This window comes from Paraburkholderia sp. BR10882, assembly GCF_040948855.1.
Lineage (GTDB): Bacteria > Pseudomonadota > Gammaproteobacteria > Burkholderiales > Burkholderiaceae > Paraburkholderia > Paraburkholderia nodosa_A.
The window spans coordinates 13,151-36,942 of sequence record NZ_JBFPKP010000038.1; the positions used below are offsets into that span (position 1 = coordinate 13,151).

At 66.7% G+C, this 23,792-nt stretch carries 19 protein-coding genes; 13 read left to right on the plus strand and 6 right to left on the minus strand.

From position 1 onward, the window contains the following. The first annotated feature begins 452 nt into the window (after window positions 1-452). From bcsB to bcsR, 9 genes are all read left to right on the plus strand, one after another. Complete coding sequence (bcsB, locus tag AB3X99_RS39860) at window positions 453-2,870, plus strand: cellulose biosynthesis cyclic di-GMP-binding regulatory protein BcsB (protein WP_368661944.1); 2,418 nt, start codon at window positions 453-455, stop codon at window positions 2,868-2,870. A gap of 110 nt (window positions 2,871-2,980) precedes the next feature. Continuing rightward, complete coding sequence (bcsZ, locus tag AB3X99_RS39865) at window positions 2,981-4,198, plus strand: cellulose synthase complex periplasmic endoglucanase BcsZ (RefSeq protein WP_368661952.1); 1,218 nt, start codon at window positions 2,981-2,983, stop codon at window positions 4,196-4,198. Continuing rightward, complete coding sequence (locus AB3X99_RS39870) at window positions 4,180-8,319, plus strand: cellulose synthase subunit BcsC-related outer membrane protein (RefSeq protein ID WP_368661945.1); 4,140 nt, start codon at window positions 4,180-4,182, stop codon at window positions 8,317-8,319. Before bcsZ ends, AB3X99_RS39870 begins: the two co-directional genes overlap by 19 nt. A gap of 72 nt (window positions 8,320-8,391) precedes the next feature. Beyond that, a complete protein-coding gene (gene bcsE / locus AB3X99_RS39875) occupies window positions 8,392-10,245 on the plus strand; it encodes a cellulose biosynthesis protein BcsE (RefSeq protein ID WP_368661946.1) in 1,854 nt (617 codons plus the stop codon). Window positions 10,246-10,254: 9 nt separating this feature from the next. Beyond that, entirely contained in the window at window positions 10,255-10,458 is a 204-nt protein-coding gene (locus tag AB3X99_RS39880; protein ID WP_069265761.1) for a hypothetical protein, read from the plus strand. Beyond that, window positions 10,455-11,288 carry a cellulose biosynthesis protein BcsQ gene (gene bcsQ / locus AB3X99_RS39885; protein WP_368661947.1) on the plus strand — a complete coding sequence of 278 codons (834 nt, stop codon included), beginning with the start codon at window positions 10,455-10,457 and terminating at the stop codon, window positions 11,286-11,288. Before AB3X99_RS39880 ends, bcsQ begins: the two co-directional genes overlap by 4 nt. After that, window positions 11,285-13,879 carry a UDP-forming cellulose synthase catalytic subunit gene (gene bcsA / locus AB3X99_RS39890; RefSeq protein ID WP_368661948.1) on the plus strand — a complete coding sequence of 865 codons (2,595 nt, stop codon included), beginning with the start codon at window positions 11,285-11,287 and terminating at the stop codon, window positions 13,877-13,879. Before bcsQ ends, bcsA begins: the two co-directional genes overlap by 4 nt. 39 nt (window positions 13,880-13,918) lie before the next feature. Then, entirely contained in the window at window positions 13,919-15,505 is a 1,587-nt protein-coding gene (gene bcsG / locus AB3X99_RS39895) for a cellulose biosynthesis protein BcsG (protein ID WP_069265758.1), read from the plus strand. Between the two features lie 11 nt (window positions 15,506-15,516). Next, on the plus strand, window positions 15,517-15,714 hold the full coding sequence (bcsR, locus tag AB3X99_RS39900; RefSeq protein WP_368607106.1) for a BcsR/BcsP family cellulose biosynthesis protein: 198 nt from the start codon (window positions 15,517-15,519) through the stop codon (window positions 15,712-15,714). A gap of 213 nt (window positions 15,715-15,927) precedes the next feature. Here bcsR and AB3X99_RS39905 read toward each other — a convergent pair whose 3' ends face one another. Both AB3X99_RS39905 and AB3X99_RS39910 read right to left on the minus strand, forming a co-directional pair. Continuing rightward, a complete protein-coding gene (locus tag AB3X99_RS39905) occupies window positions 15,928-16,176 on the minus strand; it encodes a hypothetical protein (protein ID WP_069265757.1) in 249 nt (82 codons plus the stop codon). Further along, window positions 16,124-17,020 (minus strand): hypothetical protein, encoded by an 897-nt coding sequence (locus AB3X99_RS39910; protein ID WP_368661949.1) that lies wholly within the window; start codon window positions 17,018-17,020, stop codon window positions 16,124-16,126. Before AB3X99_RS39910 ends, AB3X99_RS39905 begins: the two co-directional genes overlap by 53 nt. Window positions 17,021-17,099: 79 nt before the next feature. On the opposite strand from AB3X99_RS39910, the gene AB3X99_RS39915 reads away from it, so the two are divergent. The 4 genes from AB3X99_RS39915 to rpoD all read left to right on the plus strand — a co-directional run bounded on the left by AB3X99_RS39915 (window position 17,100) and on the right by rpoD (window position 21,331). After that, the gene (locus tag AB3X99_RS39915; protein WP_368661953.1) at window positions 17,100-17,441 is read left to right on the plus strand and encodes a helix-turn-helix domain-containing protein; all 342 of its coding nucleotides are present in this window, start codon (window positions 17,100-17,102) and stop codon (window positions 17,439-17,441) included. Window positions 17,442-17,700: 259 nt separating this feature from the next. Continuing rightward, window positions 17,701-18,138 (plus strand): GFA family protein, encoded by a 438-nt coding sequence (locus AB3X99_RS39920; protein ID WP_342949094.1) that lies wholly within the window; start codon window positions 17,701-17,703, stop codon window positions 18,136-18,138. 152 nt (window positions 18,139-18,290) lie between these two features. Next, entirely contained in the window at window positions 18,291-18,881 is a 591-nt protein-coding gene (locus tag AB3X99_RS39925) for a bifunctional 2-polyprenyl-6-hydroxyphenol methylase/3-demethylubiquinol 3-O-methyltransferase UbiG (protein ID WP_069265755.1), read from the plus strand. A 467-nt stretch (window positions 18,882-19,348) separates the two neighbouring features. Then, entirely contained in the window at window positions 19,349-21,331 is a 1,983-nt protein-coding gene (gene rpoD, locus AB3X99_RS39930) for an RNA polymerase sigma factor RpoD (RefSeq protein ID WP_069265967.1), read from the plus strand. A 95-nt stretch (window positions 21,332-21,426) separates the two neighbouring features. Here the strand turns inward: rpoD and AB3X99_RS39935 are convergent, their stop codons facing one another. The 4 genes from AB3X99_RS39935 to AB3X99_RS39950 form a co-directional block, all read right to left on the minus strand. After that, the gene (locus AB3X99_RS39935) at window positions 21,427-22,092 is read right to left on the minus strand and encodes a DUF799 domain-containing protein (RefSeq protein WP_368661950.1); all 666 of its coding nucleotides are present in this window, start codon (window positions 22,090-22,092) and stop codon (window positions 21,427-21,429) included. A 14-nt stretch (window positions 22,093-22,106) separates the two neighbouring features. Then, window positions 22,107-22,472, minus strand: coding sequence for a DUF4810 domain-containing protein (locus tag AB3X99_RS39940; RefSeq protein ID WP_069265753.1), 366 nt, complete (start codon window positions 22,470-22,472; stop codon window positions 22,107-22,109). Between the two features lie 58 nt (window positions 22,473-22,530). Beyond that, window positions 22,531-23,208, minus strand: a complete 678-nt coding sequence (locus AB3X99_RS39945) for a CsgG/HfaB family protein (RefSeq protein ID WP_069265752.1) — start codon at window positions 23,206-23,208, stop codon at window positions 22,531-22,533. Between the two features lie 384 nt (window positions 23,209-23,592). Next, window positions 23,593-23,792: hypothetical protein (locus AB3X99_RS39950; RefSeq protein WP_368661951.1), on the minus strand; the 200-nt coding region annotated here is incomplete at its 5' end.

Genomic DNA, 23,792 nt, shown 5'->3' on the forward strand with positions numbered 1-23,792 from the left:
GGATCTGAGCCGCCAAGATTACCTCACCGCTCGCGACACTGCACATGCGCGAGGTGGCTGCATGCCCCATCGATTCGACGTCCTTAGTAATTGAATGGACCGGAGGGCCGGCTTTTGGCGCACCATCTCCGGCGACCGCGTTGCGCGCTCGCAACGCCACCGCCTTTCGTTGCGCGCGCAGGAATTGTCAAGCGCGCCGACCCGCCAGCCCAATCCGTGCGCCCAACTGTCAAACCGGCCGTCAGGCCGCGCCAGCCCGTCATCTGCGCGCTTTACGCAACGGGCATAAACACGTGCATTCATAGGGCGCGATCCTTGGCTCTCCGCTAAACTCCACCACACATTGACGCCGTTTCGAGATAACGCTTGGCGGCACCACGCCGCCAATAACCATAGCCGCTGTCTTTGCAAGATAAAGACAGCCACTGCGAAGAAAACAAAGGGCTGTTGCGATGCGACTCTCCGTTCAAGTTGGGCTGGGCGCGCTCGTCGCCGGATTACTGCTGGGGGCGAGCCTTTTCGCGGTGGACAAATCGGCTGTCGCCGCTACGCAGACGACAAAGGCGGCCGCGGGGGGAGCAAGCGACGTTCCCGCCTCCGCTCCCGCCGCAGCGCCAGTTACGGCCTCCGCTGCGGCCGCTGCTTCCGCCCCTGTGACGGGGCCCGTTGTCATCCAGACGGCACCGGGCTCCGTCATTCCCGAGCCTGCCGCTTCGACGCCGCTCGGGCAGCCGCGCACGCGCACGTTCACGTTGCGCCAGATGGGTGCGTACGGGCCGATCCCCCTGCGCGGCCTCGATCCCACCGGCGGCATGAATGTAGACGTTCGCACCGACGAAGTCGTGACCAGCGCAAAGCTCAAGCTCGTCTACACCTACTCGCCCTCGCTGATCTTTTCGCTTTCGCATCTCAGGGTGTTTGTGAACGGTGAAGTCGTCGCGACGATTCCGCTCGTGAAGGAGACGGCCGGTCAGCTCGTGACGAGCGAGATCGATCTCGACCCGCGCCTTTTCACCGACTACAACCGCATCACCGTGCAGATGATCGCGCACTACACGCTCGATCATTGCGAGGATGCCTATCATTCGAGCCTCTGGGCCGACATCAGCCCCGACACGTCGCTCACGCTCAACACGGCGGGCATCGTGCTGCCCGACGACCTCGGGCTCTTGCCTGTGCCGTTCTTCGACCGCCACGACAACCGCCTCGTGCGCGTGCCCTTCGTATTCGCCGCCAACGCAGGCGTGCCCGTGCTGCACGCGGCGGGCGTCGTCTCGTCGTGGCTTGGCGCGCTCGCGAGCTATCGCGGCTCGCGCTTTCCGGTCTCGCGCACCGTGCCGCCCGACGCCAACGCCATTGCGCTCGTGCTGCCGGGCCAGGTGCCCGAGGGGCTGAACCTGCCGGAAATCAAGGGCCCCACGGTCTCGGTCATGGCGAACCCCGCCGCCGATCCGGAGTCGGGCCGCAAGCTCCTCGTGCTCGCGGGCCGCACGCCCGAGGAACTGCTGAACGCCGCCTACGCGGTCGCGCTCGGGCAGGCCGGCATGGCCGGCAACAGCGTGATGGTGAAGTCGATCGATCTCGGCCCGGCGCGCAAGCCCTACGACGCGCCGAACTGGGTGCCCACCGACCGCCCCGTGCTGTTCCGCGAGCTGGTGACGGACCCGCAGCAGCTCCAGGTATCGGGCTACAACCCGCCCGCGATCCGCGTGAATCTGCGCGTGCCCGCCGACCTCTATGCGTGGGCGCGGGGCAACGTGCCGCTCGACATCCGCTATCGCTACACGGCGCCTTCCGCATGGAACGACTCGGTGCTCAACGTGAGCATCAACGATCAACTCGTGCGCTCGCAACGGCTGCGTCCCGTCACGCGGGCCTCCGACGAAGCGCGCATCAACGTGCCGCTGCTTTCGGGCTCGGACACCCGTTCATCAACGAATCTGGAAATCCCCGCGTTCCGCGTGGGCAGCGACAACCAGTTCCAGTTCCAGTTCCATATCGATTCGCAGAAGACGGGGCTGTGCACCTCGACTGCCAACGATGTTGCGCGCGCGGCCGTCGATCCCGACTCGGTCATCGACTTCAGCGGCTTCGCGCACTACACGTCGCTGCCCAACCTCGCCTACTTCGCGAACAGCGGCTATCCGTTCACGCGCATGGCCGACCTCTCCGACACGGCCTTCGTGATTCCGGACCAACCCGACACGAAGGATCAGGAAGCCGTGCTCACGCTGCTCGGCCACATGGGCCAGTGGACGGGCCTCCCCTCGCTGCGCCTGACGATCGTGCCCGCCAGCCAGGTGGACAGCGTGCGCGACAGCAACCTGCTCGTGATCGGTTCGGGCTCGGGCGCGCAACTGCTCGAGAAGTGGGGCAATGACCTGCCGCTTCTCATCGAGCGCGGCAAGACCGAGGTGACCACGCGCGACCAGCGCAGCGGCTGGCCCGGCTGGCTCGGCGGCACCGAGGACGAGGACCCGACGCCGTCGGGCCGCTCGATCGTTACGCTCGGCGGACCGATGGCGGCGCTGATCGCCTTCGAGTCGCCGCTGAAGTCAGGCAGGAGCGTGGTGGCGCTCGCCGCGACTTCGTCGGCGCAGTTCGGCGACGTGCTCGACGCGCTCCAGGACGGCGGCAAGATCTCGCAGATGCACGGCGATCTCACGCTCGTGCGCGAAGGCCAGGTGGAGGGCCTGCGCGTGGGCAACCGCTATTTTGTCGGCGATCTGCCGTGGTATGCGCGCGCCTGGGTGTTTATCTCGCGCTACCCGGCACTGATGGCGCTCGCGGGCATTCTGGCCGGTCTGATCGTTGCGCTCACCGTGTTCTGGGCGCTCGGCCGCATGGCCTCCCGCCGCTCCGGGACCTGACGATGCGTCCGGGTTTGGCTACGCTCGCGCCCGCTCTGGCGCCCCGGCTCATGCGCTGGCTCGCGGCGGGCGCGTTTGCCTGCGCACCGCTCGCAACATTGGCGCTGCTGATGTCGGCTGCGACAGCGCACGCGGCCGCGCCGGCCGCCAGCGCCAGCGGCAGCGCGGCAAAATCCGCTAGCCCCGCGGCCTGCGCCTGGCCCGCGTGGAACGCATTTCGCAGCACGCTGCTGAGCGCCGATGGCCGCGTGATCGACGCGAGCACGCCGCGCCAGGTGACCGTTTCCGAAGGACAGTCCTACGCGCTCTTTTTTGCGCTGGTCGCGAACGACCGCGCGAGCTTCGACAAAGTCCTTACGTGGACCGAAAACAATCTTGCGCAGGGCGACCTCGCCACGCATCTGCCGGCATGGATCTGGGGACGGCGCGACATCGGCGAGGACGGCAAGCCGGTTGCGGCGTCGGCAGCGTCTGGCACTTCAGGCGCCGCGCATGCCGGCGAGCCGCAGTGGGGCGTGATCGACAGCAACCCCGCCAGCGACGCCGATCTCTGGATCTCCTACACGCTGCTCGAAGCCGGACGCCTCTGGAACGAGCGCCGCTACACCGCGCTCGGCACGGTGATGGCCCGCAACATCGTGCGCGAGGAAACCGCCGTGCTGCCGGGTCTCGGCCGCACGGTGCTGCCGGGACCCGTGGGCTTTACGATCGGCAAGGACGGCTGGCGCCTGAACCCGAGCTACGTGCCGCTCCAGGTCATGCGGCGTTTCATGCTCGCGCTGCCGGAGGCGGGCGAATGGAAGGCGCTGCTCGCCTCGTCGGCGAGACTCGTCAACGAGACTGCGCCCAAGGGCTACTCGCCCGACTGGGTCGAATATCACGCGAAAGGCGGCTTCGCCCCCGACGCGCAAACGCACGCCGAAAGCGCGTACAACGCTATCCGCGTGTATCTGTGGGCCGGCATGCTCGCGAGCGACGACCCTCTGCGCGCCAGCACGCTCGCCACCTTCAGGCCGCTCGCGGAGTTCGTCGGCGCGCACGGTTTTCCGCCCGAGCGCGTCGACACGACCACGGGCACAGCGGGGCCCAACGAGGGCAACGGCGGCTTTTCCGCCGCGGTCGCGCCGTATCTGTCGGCACTCGGCCGCAGCGATCTCGCGAACGCCCAGGTCGACCGCAGCCGCACGCTCGCGCAAAAGTCGCCGCCTGGCTACTACAGCAGCGTGCTGATGTTGTTCGGGCTCGGCTACCTCGACGGGCTGTACCATTTCGACGCGCAAGGTCGCGTTGCCCCAGCATGGACGAGCGCATGCCCCACGCCGCGCTGAACGCTCTCGTGTCTGCCCGCCGCGCCGCCCATCTGCGCAGTGCGCGCCGTGAGGCGCGGCGCGCGGCTGCGCACGCCTTGCGAGGCGAAGCGGTTTCACGCATGCCGCAACGCTTGTTGCCGAACATCGCACCGCGCCTCGTACCCAAACTCGTACCAAAACGCGTACCAGGATTCGCACCCAGACTCGCGCCGATCGTCGCGCTGCTCTTCGCGGCCTCGCCGTATCTGGCATCCGCGCAGGCGGGTCCGCAGCCGGCGGCCAACGCCGCCACGCCCTCCGCCCAGGCCGCGCAGTTGCTCTCGGCCGCACGCATGTGGGAAGGCAAGAATCGTCCGGATATCGCACGCGGGCTCGTGCAAAAAGCGCTGCTGTTCGACCCGCAGCAACCCGAGGCGCTCGCGTTGCTCGGCGAAATCGAGCTGCGCTCGAACCGCCCGGCCGAAGCCGCGAAAATCCTCGCGCAGCTCAAGAAGATCGCGCCCAATGCGAACGCAACGAAAGAACTCGACGACGCCTACCGCGTCGCCACGAGCGGCAAGATGGAGATGGCCCAGATCCGCCTGCTCTCGGCCGCCGGCAAGAGCGAGGAAGCCTCGGCGCGCCTGCTCAAGCTCTTTCCGAACGGCGCACCCGCAGGCGATCTCGCGGGCGACTACTACCGCATCCTGGCCGGCACGACCGCGGGCCGCGCGCAGGCGATCAGCGAATTGCGCACGCGCGTGAAGCAGAATCCGAACGATCCCCGCCTCGCGCTGATCCTTGGCGACCTGCTCACCGACCGCGCCGACACGCGCATGGAAGGCCTCAACCTCATCTATCGCGTGTACCAGCGCCAGGACAGCAACCGCGCGTTCGCGCTCGAACTGTGGCGGCGCGCGCTCGCGAGCGCGGGGCACGACGATCCCGCCTATTACGTGTGGTATCTGCGCTATCTGCAGGAAGTACCCGACGACTCCGACGCGAAGCAGACCGTCGCCGATCTCGGCAAGAAGCTCGGCGCGAAGGGCCAGGCGCAGGCGCAAGCGCTGGCGCAGAACCCATCGGCCGTCATTAGCGCGCCGCCGGCCACGGCAGCGGGCAACGCGCGAGCGTCAACCCAGGCGCGTGCACGGCCCCCCGGCCCCGGCGCCGCCGATCGCGCGCGCGGTCTGGCGCAACTCGATCGCGGCGATCTCAAGGATGCCGAAACCTCGCTGCAAAGCGCGCAGCGCGCGAACCCCAACGACGGCGAAACCATCGGCGCGCTCGGTCTCGTGCGGCTGCGCGAAGGCCGCCACGACGAAGCGCGCGAGCTGTTCGCGCGCGCCCTCAAGCTCGACCCGGACAACGCCGGCAAGTGGCGCAGCCTCGAAAAGACGGCCACCATCTGGGGCACCATTGCGAAGGCGCGCGAAGCCAATTCGCAGGGCAAGCCCGAAGAAGCCGAAACGCTCGCGCGCGAGGCGCTCAAGCTCGATCCGGGCAACACGACCGCCAGCGATATCCTCGGCAACGCGCTCATCGCGCAGAAGAAGTGGCCCGAAGCCGAAGCCGTGCTGCGGCCGCTCGTGAACGCGCCCAAGCCCGACATGGACGCGCTGCGCGGCCTCGTGACCGTACTGCGCGAAACGGGCCGCGAAAGCGAGATCGAGCCGCTCATCGCCGCCACGACGCCGCGCGTGAGCGGTTCGAGCGCGGAGCAAAAGCAGCTGCACGCCGAACTGCTCTCGATCCAGGCGGACCAGCTGCTCGCGGACAACCGCAAGAGCCCGGCCATCGCGAAACTCGAAGAAGCCGTGCGCCTCACGCCCGACGACGCATGGACGCGTTTCAGGCTCGCGCGCCAATATCGCGATCTGGGCCTGCCCGCACTGGGCCGCCAGGTCATGGAAGACGGCCTGAAGGTCTCGCAGGCGCCCGACATGCGCTACGCCACGGCGCTCTATCTGAATTCCGTGGACGACGTCGAAGCGGCCGCCGCGCAACTCGACGCGGTGCCCGAAGCACAGCGCAGCGAAGGTATGCGCGAGCTGATGGGCAATCTCGCCGCGCAGAAGAAGATCGCGCAGGCCCGCCAGCTCATCGCTCAGGGCAAGGAAGACGAGGCGCGCGCGCTGCTCGATTCCGCCGCCGCCAACGCGAACGCGGCCAACGACCCGCAGATGCTCGCCACGGTCGGGCGCGAGTGGATCGCGATCGGCGAGCCGGACCGGGGCCTGAAGCTCGTGCAGGACTGGCTCGCGGCGCACCCCGACGACCCGGCGGCGAACGGCGCGCGCGTGCGCTACGGCGAGCTGCTGGCGGCGGCCAACCGCGACGACGCGTGGGCGAACTGGATCGACGCGACGCGCGATCAGCCCGGCATCACCGACGAACAGAAGGCCAGTCTCGACGACCAGGAGCTGCGCCTCGTCGCGCGCGAAACCGGCCGTCAGATCGAGGCGGGCGACCTGACGGGCGCCCGCCATACGCTCGACGCCGTGCCGGACCGCCTCAAGACGACCAAGCGCTGGCTGCTCGAAGACGTCGATCTGCGCGAGGCGAAGGGCGACTACAAGGGCGCAATGGCCTCCGCGCAGAAGGTGCTCGTGACGCAACCCGACGACGCCGATGCACGCCTCGCCGTTGCGCGTATGCTGGAGCGCATGGGCCGAGACCGGGAGGCCGCCGACATGGTGCGCGCAGTGCTGGCCGACACCGCGGAGAACGACATCGACACGCGCCTTGCCGTGGCGCGGCGCTTCACCGCGCTCGGGCTGAACGACGAGGCTTCCGCCGTGGTCGATCCGTTGCGCGAGCAGTATCCGGACAACCCGGACATTACGATCCAGGCGGGGCGCGTTGCGCAGGCGCGCGGCAACTACAACGAAGCCGCGAGCCTCTATCGCACCTCGCGCACGCAGGAAGTGGCCGAAGGCACGCGGCCCGACGCCGACGGCACGACGTCGGCAGGCCGCGCGCTGCAGGGCCTGGAAGACCGCAAGCAGGGGCAGGTCGCGACCGGGTGGTATCAGTCGAACCTCTCGGGCGACCCCGGCATTTCCGAGCTGCACGCCACCGAAGTCCCGCTATACGTTCGCATTCCTGATGGCTATACGGGCCACTATTTCTTCCACGCCGATACGGTCTATCTGAATGCGGGCACGCTGCCCGGCAACGACCTCGACATCGCGTACAAGTACGGCAAGATCGCCGCGCTCGGCAACGCCGGGCTCGGTTCTGTCAACGAGACCGCGACGGGCGTCGCGCTCGCGGCGGGCTACGAGTTCAGCGGTGCGAACAATAGCTGGCGCGCCGACATCGGCAGCACGCCGGTGGGCTTCCCGATCACGAGCGTGCTGGGCGGCATTCAGTACCGCCACGACTTCCCGAGCGGTTCGTCGCTCTCGCTCGACGTCTCGCGCCGCCCTGTGACCGCGAGCCTGGTTTCCTATGCGGGCGGCATCGATCCGGTCACGGGCGAGAAGTGGGGCGGTGTCGTGCGCAACGGCTTCACCGTGCGCGGCGCGCAGGACTTCGGGCCGGGCACGATCTTCACGAGCATCGGCTTCGGCCTGCTGACCGGCACCAACGTGGAGACGAACCAGGAGTTCAAGGTTCGCAGCGGCTACGACTGGTCGGTGTTCAAGCGGCCCGACCAGATCGTGTCGAGCGGCCTCACGCTCAATTACTGGAAGTACTCGAAGAACGAACACAACTACACGTTCGGTAACGGCGGCTACTACAGTCCGCAGAGCTATTTTTCGGTCAGCATTCCGCTCGACTGGACCGGACGCTACAAGAAGCTTTCCTGGGAGATCGACGGATCGGTGGGCATGTCGTTCACGAACGAGAACGAGTCGCCGTTCTACCCGACGCGCCCAGGCCTGCAGGCCCAGGCGCTCGCGTTCATGAGCGCCAACGACCTCGGTTCGCCGTTCTTTGGCGGCGGCTCGGGCGGCGGCTTCAGCTATGCGGTCGAAGCGGCGGCCGAATATCGCGTGACGGAGCACTTCGTGGTGGGCGGCCGCTTCCGGCTCGACCGCTCGCGCGACTATGCGCCGAACGTAGGCGTGCTTTACCTGCGCTACTTCTTCTCCCCGCAAAAGGGTCCGGTGCCGTTCCCGCCGCGGCCGGTCGTCCCTTATTCGGCCTACTGACATGGCCACGGAGCGAGCGCGCATGACGACGATGAAAACCGCGACGATGAAATCCGCGAGACGAGCAATACGATGAACGATCCCGCCACCCTTTCCGCTGCGCCCGCCGGCGCCGGCCGCGATACGCGCCGCTCGCTGTTCTCGCGGCTCGCGCGCCGCGAGCCGCTAGCGATCGACGGCCTGCCGGCCTCGCTCGCTTCGCTCGGCGCGGGCCAGGTGCACGTGGTCTACGCGAGCGCCTCGCCCGCGCGCGACGCGCTGTTCTGGCAAACCGCCGCCGCCGCGCTCACAGGTCCCGCCACCGTCCTTTCCACGCGCGACGGCGCGAGCCTCACGGCGGCGCTGCGCGATCAAGGCGTCGATCTCGACAAGAGCGGTTCGACGCATGCATGGGCAAACGTCTGCGCGCTACGCACACTGCCGGAGCGCGACGGCGCGCAGGTGCTGATCGAAGCGCTCAACGCGCTCGCCGGGCAGTGCGCCGCGCCCGAAAGCCAGTTCTTCATCGAAGGCGCGGAGGCGTTCTTCAACTGGCAGGACCCCGCCGCGCTCGCAGCTCAGGGCGCGCAGCTCGCGGGCTGGTGCGCGCAGCATCGTTACGGCGTGCTGATGGTGGCAGCGCCGCCCGGCCTCGGCGACGATCAGGAGCATCCCGAACTCGCCGCCTTCCAGGCGCGCTTCGCGGGCGCCGCACAATTGCACCAGGTGCAGGGGCAGTATCACTGGGAAGTCGCGTTCTGGCGCGCGGGCGATGCCGTGCACGGCAGCCGGAGCGTGCCGCTGCGCTTTTCCGCCGCCGATCACCGGCTCACGGTTTCCGGAGGCACCTTCGAAACCGAGATCGGCGAGGCGGGCCTGCTCGCACCCGACGAAGGCCGCGTGATCGTTTCGCGCGACGCGATGTTGCACGAGCGCGTACTGCCGCCGGCCTGGCAGATCGTCGATAACAACGAGGCCGCCGTGGCCGCCGCGCGCACTTCGGTCGCGGCCACGGTGATTCTCGAATTCAGCGTGAACCGCGACCTCGAAATGCTCGCGGAGCAGGTGCACACGCTGCGCCTGCAGTGCGGCGAAGCGCTCAAGATCATCGTGCGCGAGGACGCCGTGGCCATGCGCTACGAGTCGCTCATGCTGAACCTGGGCGCGAACCGCGTGATCGCGCGGCAGACGCCGCTCGCGCAGGTCGAGGCCATCGTCGACAGTCTGCAGGGCCAGGTATATTCGCGGCCCATGCCCGCCGACTATCGTGCGGCGCTCGCCGCCGTGGTGCATGGCGAAGAGAGCGGCTACGTGGGCGCGGCACACTTCGTCGAACTCGTGCGCGCGGCGGTGGAGCGCAGCCGCGTGATCCAGCTGCCGAGCGTGCTGATTCGCCTCGCGCTGATGCCGGAAGTCGCGCACGTGGATGCGCTCAAGGCGTGCCATCTGCGCCGCGCGGGCGACATCGTGACGGCGAGCGGCGACAGCCTCTACGTGTTCTTCTTCGCCTGCCGTATGAGCGACGCCGACGCCGTGTGCCGGCGCGTGTTCCAGCGTTCGCTCGCGGAGCTGTTCCAGGGCGAGGAGCGCTACGGCGACGGCCGCGCGATCACGGAGGCGCTGGACACGCTCGGCGAGGAAATCGACACCACGCCGCCGCCCGACTATTCGGGCTGGCTCGCGATCAATGAGGGGCAGCCCGCCGCGCCCGCGGCCGTCTCGGTGCAGGCCAACGGCCAGACCGTGCCGCCTGCGGCGGCTTCCGCGATCGCACCGGGCTCAGCGACGGCAGCCACGACAGAAACCGCAGTGCCGGAACCCGCAGTGCCCGTCAACATCGCTCCCATAAACGGCGACCTGTTGCCCGCGCTCGACGCCGCCGCGCGCACCGACAACGCGAAACCGCGAGCCGCGCCGCAGCGCGCGCCGCTGCCGCTCAAAGCATAGGAGAGCGACATGAACATCTTCCTCGGTTACTTCGTCTGGGGCTTGATACTGGCCGTGCCGCTCTACTGGATCGGCTGGCGCCTGCGGCTCGCGCGCTTCGTGCCCATGTGGCTGCGCCCCGCGCGCTCGCGCCCGCTCCAGCTCCCGCCGCAGGTCGACGCCCTGCTGATTCGCGGCCAGCGCCGCTTCAGCCAGACGGGGCCGCGCCGATGAAGACCATCGCCATCGTCTCCAGCGTGGGCGGTGCGGGCCGCACCACCCTCACCGCCGCGCTCGCCGGTCTGCTGGCGGCGCGCGAACATGTTGCGCTCGCCGCGGAATGCGACCCGCGCAACGTGCTGGCGCTCCATTTCGGGCTGCGCGAGAGCGCGCGCGAAGGTCTCGTCACGCATCTGGCGGGCGGCCCCGGCGCCGACGACGCCTGGTCGCGCGCCGCGCTGCAAAGCGACGACGGCGTGCTCGTGCTGCCGTGGGGCAGCCTCGCTGACGGCCATGCATCCGATGACCCGCGCGACGACGACGCCTGCGCCCTGCTCGACGCGCGCCCCGGCTGGCTGCGCGAACTGCTTGCCCGCGTGGACCTGCCGGCGCAGACGATCGCGCTCGTCGATGCGGGCACGTGGCCCTCGGCGCACGCGCGTCAGGCGATCGACGCCGCCGACCTCGTGCTCGGCGTCCTCACACCCTGCGCCGCCGCCTGCGCGACGCTGCCGCGCCTGATCGCCGCGCTCGTGCGCGCACAGAAGCGCAGCGTGTTCGTCGCCAATGCGGTCGTGCCCGCGCGCCAGTTGCACATGGACGTCGTTTCACTGCTGCGCGCGCGCCTGGGCGCCGCCATGCTCCCGTATCTCGTGCATGCGGACACCGGTGTGCCCGCTGCACTCGCCGCGGGAGAAAACTTCTGCCTGAGCGCGCCCAGCTCGCAGGCCGCGCACGACCTTCACGGCATCGCCTCGTGGCTCTCGCACTGGAGCACGGGTGCGAGCCTCGATGCGCCCGACGAACTGCTCGCGCAACACGTCGCGCGCGGGAGCACGTCATGATCCGCGAGCGCATCGCTGCCCTGTGGACGGCGTTCTGGTTGTCGCTGCGCCGCGTGAGCGCGCCCGAGTTCAATCTCGCGCCCGACGCGCCGGGTGGCCAGTGGCTGCTGCGCGCCTTCTTCCGGCCGCCGCGCCCGGGCCAGCGCGACGTGCCCGCGCTCGCCTTCGCGCGGCTCGGCAAGGACATCCGCCAGCGCCTGAACATCGGCCGCGACCGCACCGCTGGAGCGTGGCTCCTGCGCATCTTCCTGCGCCCGCGGCGCCCGCGTCAGCGTCTCGCCGCCGATCTGCGCAAGCTTCACAAGGCGCCGCAAGGACACCATCGCTTCGCACTGCGCGCGTGGCTCGACAGGCGCCTCGAACCCGTCTATCGCCGCGCCTCGCGCGCGAGCGCGGCAGTCGGCGCGCGGCTGCCCGACGTGCCGTGGGAAGGCATCGAGCAGCACCTCGAAAAGCTTTCGGCGGCGCTCGACAGCGTGCCCTACCTGCGCCAGGGCCTCCTGTGGCTCGCGTTCGTCGCGGCTGTCGCCGTGTGCACGACGCCGCTGCCGTTCGCCGGCCAGGTGCTGCTGTTCCTGCTCGTGTATGTCGTGGTGATGATCGCGCGCCGCCTGCCGGGGCGCCTCGCCACCATGCTCATGGTGATGCTGTCGATCCTCATGACGGGCCGCTACGTCTGGTGGCGCAGCACGCAAACGCTGCATCTTTCGAGCCCTGCCGAGGCCATCGTCGGCTACATCCTCTACGCGGCCGAGCTTTACACGTGGATCGTGCTGATCTTCGGCTACGTGCAAACCGCGTGGCCGCTGCGCCGCAAGCCGCAGCCGCTGCCCGACGATCCGGCCGACTGGCCGACCGTCGACCTCTACATTCCGACCTACAACGAGCCGCTTTCAGTGGTGCGGCCAACCGTGTTCGCGGCAAGCTCGATCGACTGGCCGCGCGACAAGCTGCGCGTCTACATCCTCGACGACGGCGACCGCGACGAATTCCGCGACTTCGCGCGCGAGGCGGGCGTGGGCTACCTGCGCCGCGACGAACACACGCATGCGAAGGCCGGCAACATCAATCACGCGATGCCGCTCACGCAGGGCGAGTACATCGCGATTTTCGATTGCGACCACATCCCCACGCGCTCCTTCCTGCAAACGACCATAGGCGTCTTTCTCGCCGATAAAAAATGCGCGATGGTGCAGACGCCGCACCACTTCTTCTCGCCCGATCCGTTCGAGCGCAACTTCGACACGTTCCACCGCGTGCCGAACGAAGGCAGCCTCTTTTACGGGCTGATCCAGGACGGCAACGACTTCTGGGACGCCACGTTCTTCTGCGGCTCGTGCGCGGTCATCAAGCGCTCGGCGCTCGAGCACATTGGCGGCATCGCGACCGAGACCGTGACCGAGGACGCCCACACCTCGCTGCGGCTGCATCGCCACGGCTATACGTCGGCCTATCTGCGCACCGTGCAGGCGGCGGGCCTCGCCACCGACAGCCTCGCCGACCACATCGGCCAGCGCATCCGCTGGGCCCGCGGCATGACGCAGATCTTCCGCGTCGACAATCCGTGGATCGGCAAGGGACTCTCGTTCTTCCAGCGCATGTGCTACAGCAACGCCATGCTGCACTTCTTCTACGGCTTCCCGCGGCTCATCTTCCTCGTGATGCCCGGCGCGTACCTGTATTTCGGACTGCACGTGATCAACACGCCTGCGCCCGTGATCCTCGCCTACGTGGTGCCGTATCTGGTGATTGCCGCGATTGCCAACTCGCGCATCCAGGGACGCTACCGGCACTCGTTCTGGGCCGAAGCCTACGAGTCCGTGCTCGCGTGGTACATCGTGCTGCCCACCACCATGGCGCTCATCAATCCGAAGCTCGGCAAGTTCAACGTGACCTCGAAGGGCGGCCATATCGAGCACGAGTATCTCGACTGGACGATTTCGAAGCCCTACCTCGTGCTACTCGCGATCAACGTGTGCTCTGTCCTCGCCGGTATCGGCCGCCTCACGATCTGGCGGTCAGACGAGCCCGCCACCGTGTTCATGAACCTCTTCTGGGCCGGCGTGAATCTCACCATTCTCGGGCTCGCGCTCGGCGTGGCCAAAGAGGCGAAGCAGGTGCGCGTGGCGCACCGCATTCCGCTGCGCGTGCCCGCCATGCTCACGCTGCCCGACGGCCGCACGCTCGCGTGCAAGACCGAGAACTATTCGATGGGCGGCCTCGGTCTCATGCTGCCCGCCGACGCCGTAGCGAAGCTCGAACCCGGCGAGCGCATCAACGTGACGCTCGCGCGCGGCGTGCTGGAGCACGACTTCCCCGCCGTGGTCGCGCGTCTGGCCGACCGGCGCCTCGGCGTGCGCTTCGTCGGCATGACGATGGAGATGGAGCGCAAGCTCGTGGAATGCACGTTCGGCCGCGCCGATGCCTGGCTCGAATGGGAGGACGTGCCGCCCTCCGACGCGCCGCTGCACGGCCTCATTCAGCTGATCGAGCTGAGCTGGCAAGGCTACATGCGCCTCATCGACGCGTTCTTCGACGCGCTGGAAAACTTCTTCACGCGACGCCGGGCCGGCCAGGTCCGCCAGCCCTGATAACCGGAACCACCGCTACACCCTGGAACGCGAAACACTATGGGTCTCTGGAATCTCTACTTCCTCGCCAAGCTGTACCTCTACTCGATCGGCACGCTCAAGCCCGAGTGGTGGATGAACTTCGCCTTCGTCATCCTGCTGCTCGTGCCGCTGCACAGGCGGTGGCTGCGTATTGCGCGCGATGTGATCGCCGTGATCGTGGGTATCGCCATTGCGTACCACGAGTCGAGCATGCCCGACATCGGCCGGGCGATCTCGCAGATCCCCGTGCTCCTCACCTTCACGCCCTCGTACATGTTCGAGCTCACGCGGCGCGTGATTTCGCTGTCGATGGCCGTGTCGGCGGTGATCGCCGTGCTGCTCTACTTCCTCATCAACCGCTGGGTACGCGTGACGACACTCGTGCTGATCGCGCTCGTCGTCATGCCGGTCTGGCAGGGCGTGGGCTCGTTCGTGGCGAATGCGACCGCCAACGCTTCACTCGCCAGCAACGGCGACGAGGACGGCGGCACCGGCAAGAAGCGCGACGAGCAGTCGGGCAGCTACGACCAGCAGCTCGCGGCGTTCCGCGCCAACGAGGAAGGCCGGCACGTGAGTTTCACGCCGCTCACCACCGACGCGAACGCGCAGTTCGACATCATCATGGTGCACATCTGCTCGCTCTCGTGGAACGACATGGATGTCGTGAAGATGCGCAACAACCCGCTCTTCTCGCGCTTCGACTATATCTTCCAGAACTTCAGCTCGGGTGCCAGCTATAGCGGGCCCGCCGCGATCCGCGTGCTGCGCGCCACCTGCGGGCAAGAGCCGCACAAGGCGCTCTACGACCCCGCGCCTGCCGAGTGCCACCTGTTCGCGCAGCTCGCGCAGGCCGGCTACACGCCGAACGCGCTGCTCAACCACAACGGCCGTTTCGACAATTTCCGCAGCACGGTGATCAGTGAAATCGGCGTGCCGGGCGTGACGATCCCCGCGAACGAAGGCTTCCCGGAGTTCATGAAGGAGTTCGACGGTTCCGCGCTGGCCGACGACTACGACGCGCTTTCGCGCTGGTACAAGCAGCGCATTGCCGCTGGCGGCGGGCCAGTCGCGCTCTACTACAACACGGTCTCGATGCACGACGGCAACCGGCTGCCCGCGCCGAACGACAAGCTCACGAGCCTGCAGTCCTACCCGATTCGCCTGCAGCGGCTGCTCGGAGACGTCGACAAGCTGATCGACCTCGTCGCGCAGTCGGGCCGCAAGGCGGTGATCGTCTTCGTACCCGAACACGGCGCGGCGCTGCAGGGCGAAGAGAACCAGATTGCCGGCATGCGCGAGATCCCCACGCCGAACATCGTCCACGTGCCGGTGGGCGTGAAGGTGGTGGGGCTGCCGGCCGGCAGCGAGCACACCGGCGGCGTGACGACGATCGACACGCCCACGAGCTATCTCGCGCTCGCGCAGCTGCTGTCCAATCTCGTGGCGCACAGCCCGTTCGCCACCGGCGCGCCGCCGCTCGCGCAGTATGCGAACAACCTGCCGCAGACACGCATGGTCGGCGAAAACGAAGGCACGGTGACGATGACGACGCCAACCGGCTATGTGATCCATACGCCCGACGGCGTGTGGGTGGAGGGCAAGTGATGGCGATGCGCTTGTGGGGGTCCGGCCGGCGTTCGCGCAGTGGTCCCGCGCTGCCGAGCGATATCGACGCGCTCGCGCGTCTCGTCGAGGGCGTGGACCGCGACCGCTATCTCGACGTTCAAGCCGAGGACGCCTGGCAGGCGGCCGCGAAGCGCTGGCCGCTGGTGGCGGCCGTGCTGCAGTTGCCGGTGGAGGCGGAAAAGGGCTGAGCTCGCGCGCGAACTCGCCTCTGCGGCGCGCTCAGAAAGCGCTGCGCTCCACGCGTTGCGCGAGGACGCAGCGCTCCAGCGGCATGCAGGTCAGCGGACGGCCCATGTGCGCGAAGTCGCGCCGCGCGAATGCCGCGGGCTCCGGATGGTCGCCAGCGTAGCGGGACCCGTACCCGTACGCGCCGCGTCGCGGCGGGTCTTCGCACCATTTCCTCAGTGATCCTGATGATCCCTCATCTGACGCGTTTGTACGTCAGTCACCGAATCGAACAACGCCTCGGCACGCGCCAGTTCGTCCAGCGCGTGATCGAGCCGTGATTGCGCGGCGCCATAGGCGAGCGGCGCGGCCACGTGGTCGTGGGCCTCGGCACGCAGGGCGCGAAATGCCCGGTCGACGTTGCGGCTCGCCTCAAAAAAGCGTTGCGCGGCCTCGGCCTCTTGTGAACGGATGTGAATCGCCATGGAAGAGTTCCATTGTGAGCTGGGTCCAGTCTCCCGCTCGGGAGACATGGCGCGTCCTTGCGCCGCCAAGCCGTGAAGACGCCGTGTGATCGGCAGGCGGCACGTCGAAGAGATCGCGCGTGACGCCGCGCGCCTGCTGCGCGCAGGCTTCGCTGCGCACGCGTTTGGTGAGATCTGTGTAGGTGTCGAAGTCGCCCATGCGCGATGCCTCGTGAATGGCCGCGAGGTCGCGCGCCTTGACGAGCGTGGGCTGTGTGAGTCGCACGAAGTATGGCGCCTCCAGCTCCGCCGTGAACACGAGAGGATGGCTCTTGCCGCCCGCCTGGGCGGCGCGCTCGACGCAATCCACCACCACGGTGCCCTGCGAGCGGCATGGCGCCTTCGCCGTGCTCACGCTGCGCAGCCGCTCCGGAACCACCCGCAGTGAGCTGCCGACGCTCAGTTCGGTTGGCGAGACGCACACGAGCGCGTAGTGATGCTCGCGTGCGGCGCCCGAGGGCAGCGTGGCGCTGCTCGTAACGAACACATGCTGCGGAAGCTGACGCACCTGACCGCTCGCGTCGACCCACGCATTCCAGACCACCACCCCGGCACGCTTGCCGCGCTTGTCTTGCATGGCGCGCGGGCGGCTTGCCGCCGGCGAAAACAGCGCGAGAAGCGAGCCGGTGCGCAGCGCGGCGATTTGAGCGCTGTTGCCAAGCGACTGGCCGATGCCCCACAGGAAGCGCCCTCCGCCCTGCCGACGCTCCCACTCCTTGCGCAGGATCAGCGTGGGGAGATCCATGCCGGCCTCTGGCCCGATACGGGACCAGCAAAACGTGGGCGGTAGGTGTTTTAGTGCCATCGACTTCCTCGGAATGCAGCCGGCCGCCGATTTCGGCGAGCAATTCAATAACCGTTACTGTATAGGTATAATGCATGACATGGAAGCCCCAGATACTCATTTTCCGGTGCAGGAACTGCTGCGGCGGTTATCGGACGATTCACGCTCTGCGAGCGAAATTGCGCGGCTTTCCGGGGTCAGCCAGCCTACTGTCTCGCGTCTTCGCACGTCGAACGGGCGGCGGGTACGCCGGAGCGCATCATTCAATAAGCTATGCAGTTTCTATGGTGTGAAGGCGCTGCCGTCCAGCCGGCACGCGGCTGTCTACAACGAATTGCTGCGCAATGCGATCGTCGAGGCGTGGGACGGTTCGGAAGAGCACGGCCGCGCGCTGCTTGTCGTCATCAAGGGATTGAAAGACTTGAGGGAACGGGGCGCGTAGATTCGCCTGGATGGGTTGGGGCGGTGCGTTTTGCGCGGGGGCGCCAAAGGTAACCATCCATGGGAAATTCGGCGTGCATTTCGGGGCTACAGGGGCGCCACCAACCGTGCGGAGGCCATGACTGGCCGGCCAATCCCCATATGTGGTGACCTTTGCGTTATCCTGCGCCGCGGGCAACTCAAACGTATGATGTGAGTGCGCACACCGCAGCCGCCCGATCGCAATGTTCGACACTTGCCACCAGAGCACCGCGCCCATCATGTCCGCCGACACTGCCCCCACCCACACGAATGCTCCCGCTACGCTGCGCGGCCAGTGCCTTTGCGGCGCCGTGCGCTATGCGGTAGCCAATGCGTTCCGCTACGCATTCAATTGCCACTGCTCGCAGTGCCGCCGCGCCACGGGTTCCGCGTTCAAGCCGTTTGCGGGCATCGAAAGCGAGGCGCTGCGACTCACCGAGGGCGCAGGGCAGACGCTGGTCTACGGCGATCCGCAGGCCGCCCACGACATCCATTGCGGCCGCTGCGGCTCGCTGCTCTATTCAGTCGTGCGTGAAGGAGCGTATGTGCACGTGACGCTCGGCACGCTGACCGATCCGCCGGCCATTCGCCCCGCCGGCCATATCTTCGTGCGCTCGAAAGCGCCGTGGTTCGAGATCGCCGACTCGCTGCCCCAATACGACGAATTCCCGCCCTGACGACGCTGCGTGCAGCGTGGCCGTCGCGCGGCGCCAAGCGGCGCGAGCGTAGCAGCGGCCATACCGGTATCGCCGCGCGACTGCCTCTCGTTGCGTCGATCGGCTAGTCTCGAAGCGTCCCTTCCTCTTGTCACAGGAACCGCGAGCCCCATATGGACTCCATGACGATCGAGACGTACACGAGTGGCGCCGCAAACTACGCAGCCGAATGGGCGAACCAGTCTGCGCCCGACGACCTCTATGCGCGTCTCATGCGGTATTTCCGGCCCCACGGAAGGACCGTGGATATCGGCTGCGGGTCGGGCCGCGACGTGGCATGGCTGAACGCCCATGGTTACCCCGCGACGGGCTACGACGCGTCGGAGGGTCTGATCGCCCGGGCCACCGCTGACCACCCGCAGTGCGCTTTCGGTCTGGCCACGTTGCCCGAGCTAGAGGGCGTGCCCGCCGCGAGCTTTGACAACGTCCTGTGCGAGACCGTGATCATGCATTTGCCCGTCGCGCAGATCGGCCCGGCCTGCCGCCGCCTCGTCGAACTGCTCGAGCCGGGCGGCGTGCTCTATCTGAGCTGGCGCGTCACCGACGGCGACAGCGCGCGCGACCCAGCGGGGCGTCTATATAGTGCGTTCGATCCGGCGCTCGTCACCAGCCAGCTCGAGGGCACGACCATCGCGCTCGACGAGGAGGCGGTCAACCGGTCCTCCGGCAAACGCGTTCAACGCATTGTCGCGATTCGCGCGTGAGCGCTGCCCACGCATGGCGACCGTTCAACGCATTGTCGCGGTTCGCGCGTGAGCGCTGCCCACGCATGGCGACCGGACAACTGGGGAATCAGCGGGGAATAACAGCGTGCCATAGGCCAGGCGAGTGACAAAAACGTGAACTTCTCACTTGAAAAATGGTCTAAGGAACTCATGTAGGAAATATGTAAGGTGAAGCGCTACCCAAACGATACGACCCTGAAGGCGGTCAATGTGCCGCAAACACGACGATTCAGGTTGCCTCGCATGCCGTAACGCACTACCATACGCGGTCTTTCTGCATTGCACGAAAATCCAGGCTGCCACGTCGTCAGACGTTTGGCGCTCGCTTGGCGGGACCGGCATGCGCCCCCGCCCACTCCCCTGCAATTTCGTCATCGCCAGGACGCCACGCCGCTGGCGCGTGACCCTTTTTGCCCTTGTCGGGCTATCCCTTCGAGGAGAATGTATTGACAAGCCATGACCGGGACGACGCGCTGACCTCGTCTGCCCGCCCCGCACGCCGCTCGTCCAAAGACAAGACCGGCGATACGACGCCCATGGACGCAGGCTCGCAACTCGAAAAACGCCAGCATCAAATGCGGGCGCTCATCAAGCTCGGCCGCGAACGCGGTTATCTGACCCACGCGGACATCAACGACCATCTGCCCGACAACTTCGCGCAGACGGCCGCGCTGGAAACGATCGTCGCCACGTTCAACGACATGGGCGTGCAGGTGTACGAGCAGGCGCCCGACGCCGACACGCTGCTCCTGAACGAAGATTCCCGCGCCGACCAGCAGGCCGACGACGAAGCCGACGAAGAAGTCGAAGTCGCGCTCTCGACCGTCGACTCCGAATTCGGCCGCACGACCGACCCCGTGCGCATGTACATGCGCGAAATGGGCTCGAGCGAGCTGCTCACGCGCGCCGGCGAAATCGAAGTGGCGAAGCGCATCGAAGACGGCCTCCAGGAAATGATCCAGGCGATCGCGGCATGCCCGTCGATCGTCGCGACCATCCTCGCCGACGCCGACCGCGTCGCGGCTGAAGAGATGCGCATCGATGAACTCGTCGACGGCATCGGCAGCGACGAAGCGGCGCAGGAACCGGCCACGGCGGCCGACGCAGACGCGAGCGAAGAAGTCGAAGCCCAGGCATCGGAAGAAGAAGAGTCGGACGACTCGAGCGACGACGAAGACAGCGACGCCGACAACAGCAAGGCGAACGAAGCCCTGCTGGCGCAACTGAAGGCAGACAGCCTCGCGATCTTCGCGCGCGTTCGCGCGCTGTTCGAACAGATGGCCTGTACGACGGACGCCAATGCGCGCGCTACGGCCCTGGAAATGAAGATCTGCGCCGACATCCAGACGGAACTCGCGCCGATCCGCTTCACGGCCCGCACGATCGACCGCCTGTGCTCGCTGCTGCACGAGCAGGTCGCGCAGATTCGCGCGATCGAGCGCAACGTGCTCTCCATCGTCGTCGATCGCTGCGGCATGCCGCGCGAAGCCTTCGTCGAGCAGTTCCCGGGCCACGAAACCGATCTGGACTGGGGCGTGCGCGCCGCAGCCGCGTCGAGCAAGTACGGTCCGTCGATCGAGCGCAGCCTGCCGGCTATCCAGGCGGAGCAGCGCAAGCTCGCCGAGATCGAAGCGGCCGCATCGCTGTCGCTGCAGCAGATCAAGGCGATCAATCGCCGCATGACCGTCGCCGAATCGAAGATGCGTCAGGCGAAGGGCGAGATGGTCAAGGCCAACCTGCGTCTCGTGATCTCGATTGCGAAGAAGTACGTGAACCGCGGCATGCAGTTCCTCGACCTGATCCAGGAAGGCAACATCGGCTTGATGAAGGCGGTGGACAAGTTCGAATATCGCCGCGGCTGGAAGTTCTCGACGTACGCGACGTGGTGGGTGCGTCAGGCCGTGACGCGCGCCCTCGCCGACCAGGCGCGCACGATCCGCGTGCCGGTGCACATGATCGAAACGATCAACAAGCTCAACCGCATTTCGCGCGAGATCCTGCAGCAAACGGGCATGGAAGCGCATCCGGCGGACCTCGCCGCGCGTATGGGCATGACCGAAGAGAAGGTGCGCGGCATCCTCAAGATCGCCAAGCAACCGGTCTCGCTCGAAAGCCCGGTAGGCGACGACGGCGACGCGACGCTCGGCGACATGATCGAGGACGCAGGTTCGGCCTCGCCGGCTGATGCTGCGATTCACGCGAACATGCGCGCTGCCATCGACGAGGCGCTCAAGGCGCTCTCGCCGCGCGAAGCGAAGGTGCTGCGCATGCGCTACGGCATCGACACGACGTCGGACCACACGCTCGAAGAAGTGGGCAAGCAGTTCGACGTGACGCGCGAGCGTATCCGCCAGATCGAAAGCAAGGCGATGCGCAAGCTGATGCACCCGAGCCGCGCGGACAAGCTGCGTCCGTTCCTGGAGCGCTAAGCGGTTTTACTGCTGCGCTCCCTTGAGCTGGATTGAAAAAAGCCCGTCACCTTCCGGTGACGGGCTTTTTCTTTATGCGGCGCGAGCGCCGTCGGTCAGTCCGTACCGTATTTCGGCGAGTGCGGACCGTAGAGCAGGCCCGTCGGCGGCCCCGCGTGCAACAGACGATAGCTCGTGACACCTGCGATATCGTGGCTCTTGTCGGTCAGCGAATTCGCGACCTGCTTGATTGCCGCCACCACCAGCATGCCAATCAGGCCGCCGCCACCGCTGTTGTTGCCTTCGTTGCTGCTGGCGCTGGCCGCGCCTTGCCACAGCACGTTGCCGGTTGTCAGATCGACGAGTTTCGCCGTCGCCGTCACCACCGTCGCGCTGTCGATCACACGATATTGCGTCCCGAATTGCGTGATCTTCGAGTACACCACCGCATCGGCGCCGAAGATCTCGCGCAGCTTCTCCGGCGGGGTCTGCTGGATGTCGCCTGCCGTCGTCAGTCCGTTCTGCTTGAACGTCTCCTCCATGACCGCGACCGGAATCACGTAGTAGCCCGCCTCGGCGAGCGGCATCGTCATCTGGGAGAGCATGCTGTTCGATGCATTCACATCCGTCGTCGCGTTGTCGGGCGGCAGCACGAGGATCGAGCGCGGGCGCGCATTCTTGAACGCCGTGTAATCCGCGTGCTTGACCGGCTGTGCACAAGCGGCCAGCAATGCGAGCGCGGACAGAGCCAGCCAGAGCTTGAGAGTGGAAAATCTGGACATATCGGTACGCTCGCTTATTGTTGTTTCGGTTTCTTCATGAGGAAGTCCATATAGGTCGACGACTCCGGGAAGAGGTGCTTCTCGGCGTCGAATTCCTGCATGGCTTGCGTGTCGTTGCCGACGTTCGCGTAGAGCATGCCCAGTTGCGCGTGGAATCCTGGCGGCGGCGTGTTGCCCTTCGCGCGGATTTCCTGCAGCGACTTCTCGAGCGCATCGATCTGTTGCTGCGGCGCCTTCTCGCCCTTCAGGTAGTCGTAGACCCCGGGCTGATAGCCGCTCCACTGGTAGAGCGGCGGCGTGGTGTTCGCGCAGCCTGCGAGCAGCAGCGTTGCCGCCGTGATGGGCAAGCAGAGCCCCCGAAGCGTGCCGATGTATTTCATGAAAACCCCGTATGAGTAGTTGTTCTGATTCAGCGTGAAGCGCGGCCGACGTAGGCGGTCAGTGTGCGGAGCGCAGCGCGCCCGCGTCGACCTGGTCGGCCAGATGATTGACTGCTTCCTGGATCGCGAGCTCGAGCACCTTGCCATTGAGCGTCGAGTCGTAGCTCGCGGTGCCGCCAAAGCCAATGATCTCGCGGTTCGAGAGGCTGTACTCGCCCGCACCCTGCGCCGATGCGACGACTTCCGAAGTCGTGGTATCGACAACGTTGATGCTCACCTTCGCGTAGGCGATCTGGTTCTTTCCGCTGCCGAGAATGCCGAACAGCTGGTGATCGCCGACTTCCTTGCGACCGAACTCGGTGACGTCGCCGGTAATGACGTAGTTGGCGCCCTTGATCGCCTGGGCTTTCCTGGTGAAGCCCGCTTCCTGGCGGATCTCGTCAAGGTTGTCGCGATCGAGCACGCTGAAGCGGCCGCTTTGCTGCATCGACGTGATCAGGATGGTCTTGGCCTGCCCGCCGAGCCGGTCGATGCCGTCGGAGAAGATGCCACGCATGTAGCTCGAGCGATTGTCGAACTTGCCGACTGCGATCTGCACCGGCTTACCGACGGGCGGCCGCTGCGCGCTGGTGACAGGCGGCACGGGCAGCGAACGCGACGATTCGGTCGCGCAACCGCCAAGGGCTGCGATGGTGGCGGCGGCGAGAAGCGCACCCCACGTCTTGGACGACTTCATGAATTCTCCTTGTTGTCAGGGCAAAAGAGGCTGGACAAGGGAGATCGGCGAGATGCGGAGCCAGACGGCGGCGGCGTGCACGCGGAGCACGCAGGGCGTCCCCGCAAGCGTCGTTGCGGCGGAGATAGAGGGCGCAGTGCGTCGCTGCGCGCGCAAGTCATTCCATCGGTCGTGCATGTTTCTCGCTTCCCGCACGCGAGCGCATGCGCAGAAGCTCCCCGGTTTTTATTCGTGTAGCGTGTGATCTTTAGTTTGTAGTTAATGACTACACACGCGTCTATCGGCCGGATTAGGGAAAAACTTTAGGAAAGCTGCGATTTAATGCGAATTAGATCTTTATTTGCGCGACTTCTGAGGCGTATTGACGCACGCATGAAATGCTATTTAAGACGATTTGGAGATTTTCGCTATCGACTGCGAATAAGTCAGGTCGCAGAAAATGATCGTTCTTTCTGGCGCCCAAACGCCAGAACCCCGGCTCTCTTTCGGAGACACCGGGGTTCTGGACGTTACAGCATAAGGAGCCTGACGATTACCTACTTTCACACGGGCAATCCGCACTATCATCGGCGTGGAGCTGTTTC

Coding starts and splice junctions, on each gene's coding strand:
- bcsB (WP_368661944.1), top strand. CDS start 453: ATGCGACTCTCCGTTCAAGTTGGGCTGGGCGCGCTCGTCGCCGGATTA.
- bcsZ (WP_368661952.1), top strand. CDS start 2,981: ATGTCGGCTGCGACAGCGCACGCGGCCGCGCCGGCCGCCAGCGCCAGC.
- AB3X99_RS39870 (WP_368661945.1), top strand. CDS start 4,180: ATGCCCCACGCCGCGCTGAACGCTCTCGTGTCTGCCCGCCGCGCCGCC.
- bcsE (WP_368661946.1), top strand. CDS start 8,392: ATGAACGATCCCGCCACCCTTTCCGCTGCGCCCGCCGGCGCCGGCCGC.
- AB3X99_RS39880 (WP_069265761.1), top strand. CDS start 10,255: ATGAACATCTTCCTCGGTTACTTCGTCTGGGGCTTGATACTGGCCGTG.
- bcsQ (WP_368661947.1), top strand. CDS start 10,455: ATGAAGACCATCGCCATCGTCTCCAGCGTGGGCGGTGCGGGCCGCACC.
- bcsA (WP_368661948.1), top strand. CDS start 11,285: ATGATCCGCGAGCGCATCGCTGCCCTGTGGACGGCGTTCTGGTTGTCG.
- bcsG (WP_069265758.1), top strand. CDS start 13,919: ATGGGTCTCTGGAATCTCTACTTCCTCGCCAAGCTGTACCTCTACTCG.
- AB3X99_RS39905 (WP_069265757.1), bottom strand. CDS start 16,176: ATGGCGATTCACATCCGTTCACAAGAGGCCGAGGCCGCGCAACGCTTT.
- AB3X99_RS39910 (WP_368661949.1), bottom strand. CDS start 17,020: ATGGCACTAAAACACCTACCGCCCACGTTTTGCTGGTCCCGTATCGGG.
- AB3X99_RS39915 (WP_368661953.1), top strand. CDS start 17,100: ATGGAAGCCCCAGATACTCATTTTCCGGTGCAGGAACTGCTGCGGCGG.
- AB3X99_RS39920 (WP_342949094.1), top strand. CDS start 17,701: ATGTCCGCCGACACTGCCCCCACCCACACGAATGCTCCCGCTACGCTG.
- AB3X99_RS39925 (WP_069265755.1), top strand. CDS start 18,291: ATGGACTCCATGACGATCGAGACGTACACGAGTGGCGCCGCAAACTAC.
- AB3X99_RS39935 (WP_368661950.1), bottom strand. CDS start 22,092: ATGTCCAGATTTTCCACTCTCAAGCTCTGGCTGGCTCTGTCCGCGCTC.
- AB3X99_RS39940 (WP_069265753.1), bottom strand. CDS start 22,472: ATGAAATACATCGGCACGCTTCGGGGGCTCTGCTTGCCCATCACGGCG.
- AB3X99_RS39945 (WP_069265752.1), bottom strand. CDS start 23,208: ATGAAGTCGTCCAAGACGTGGGGTGCGCTTCTCGCCGCCGCCACCATC.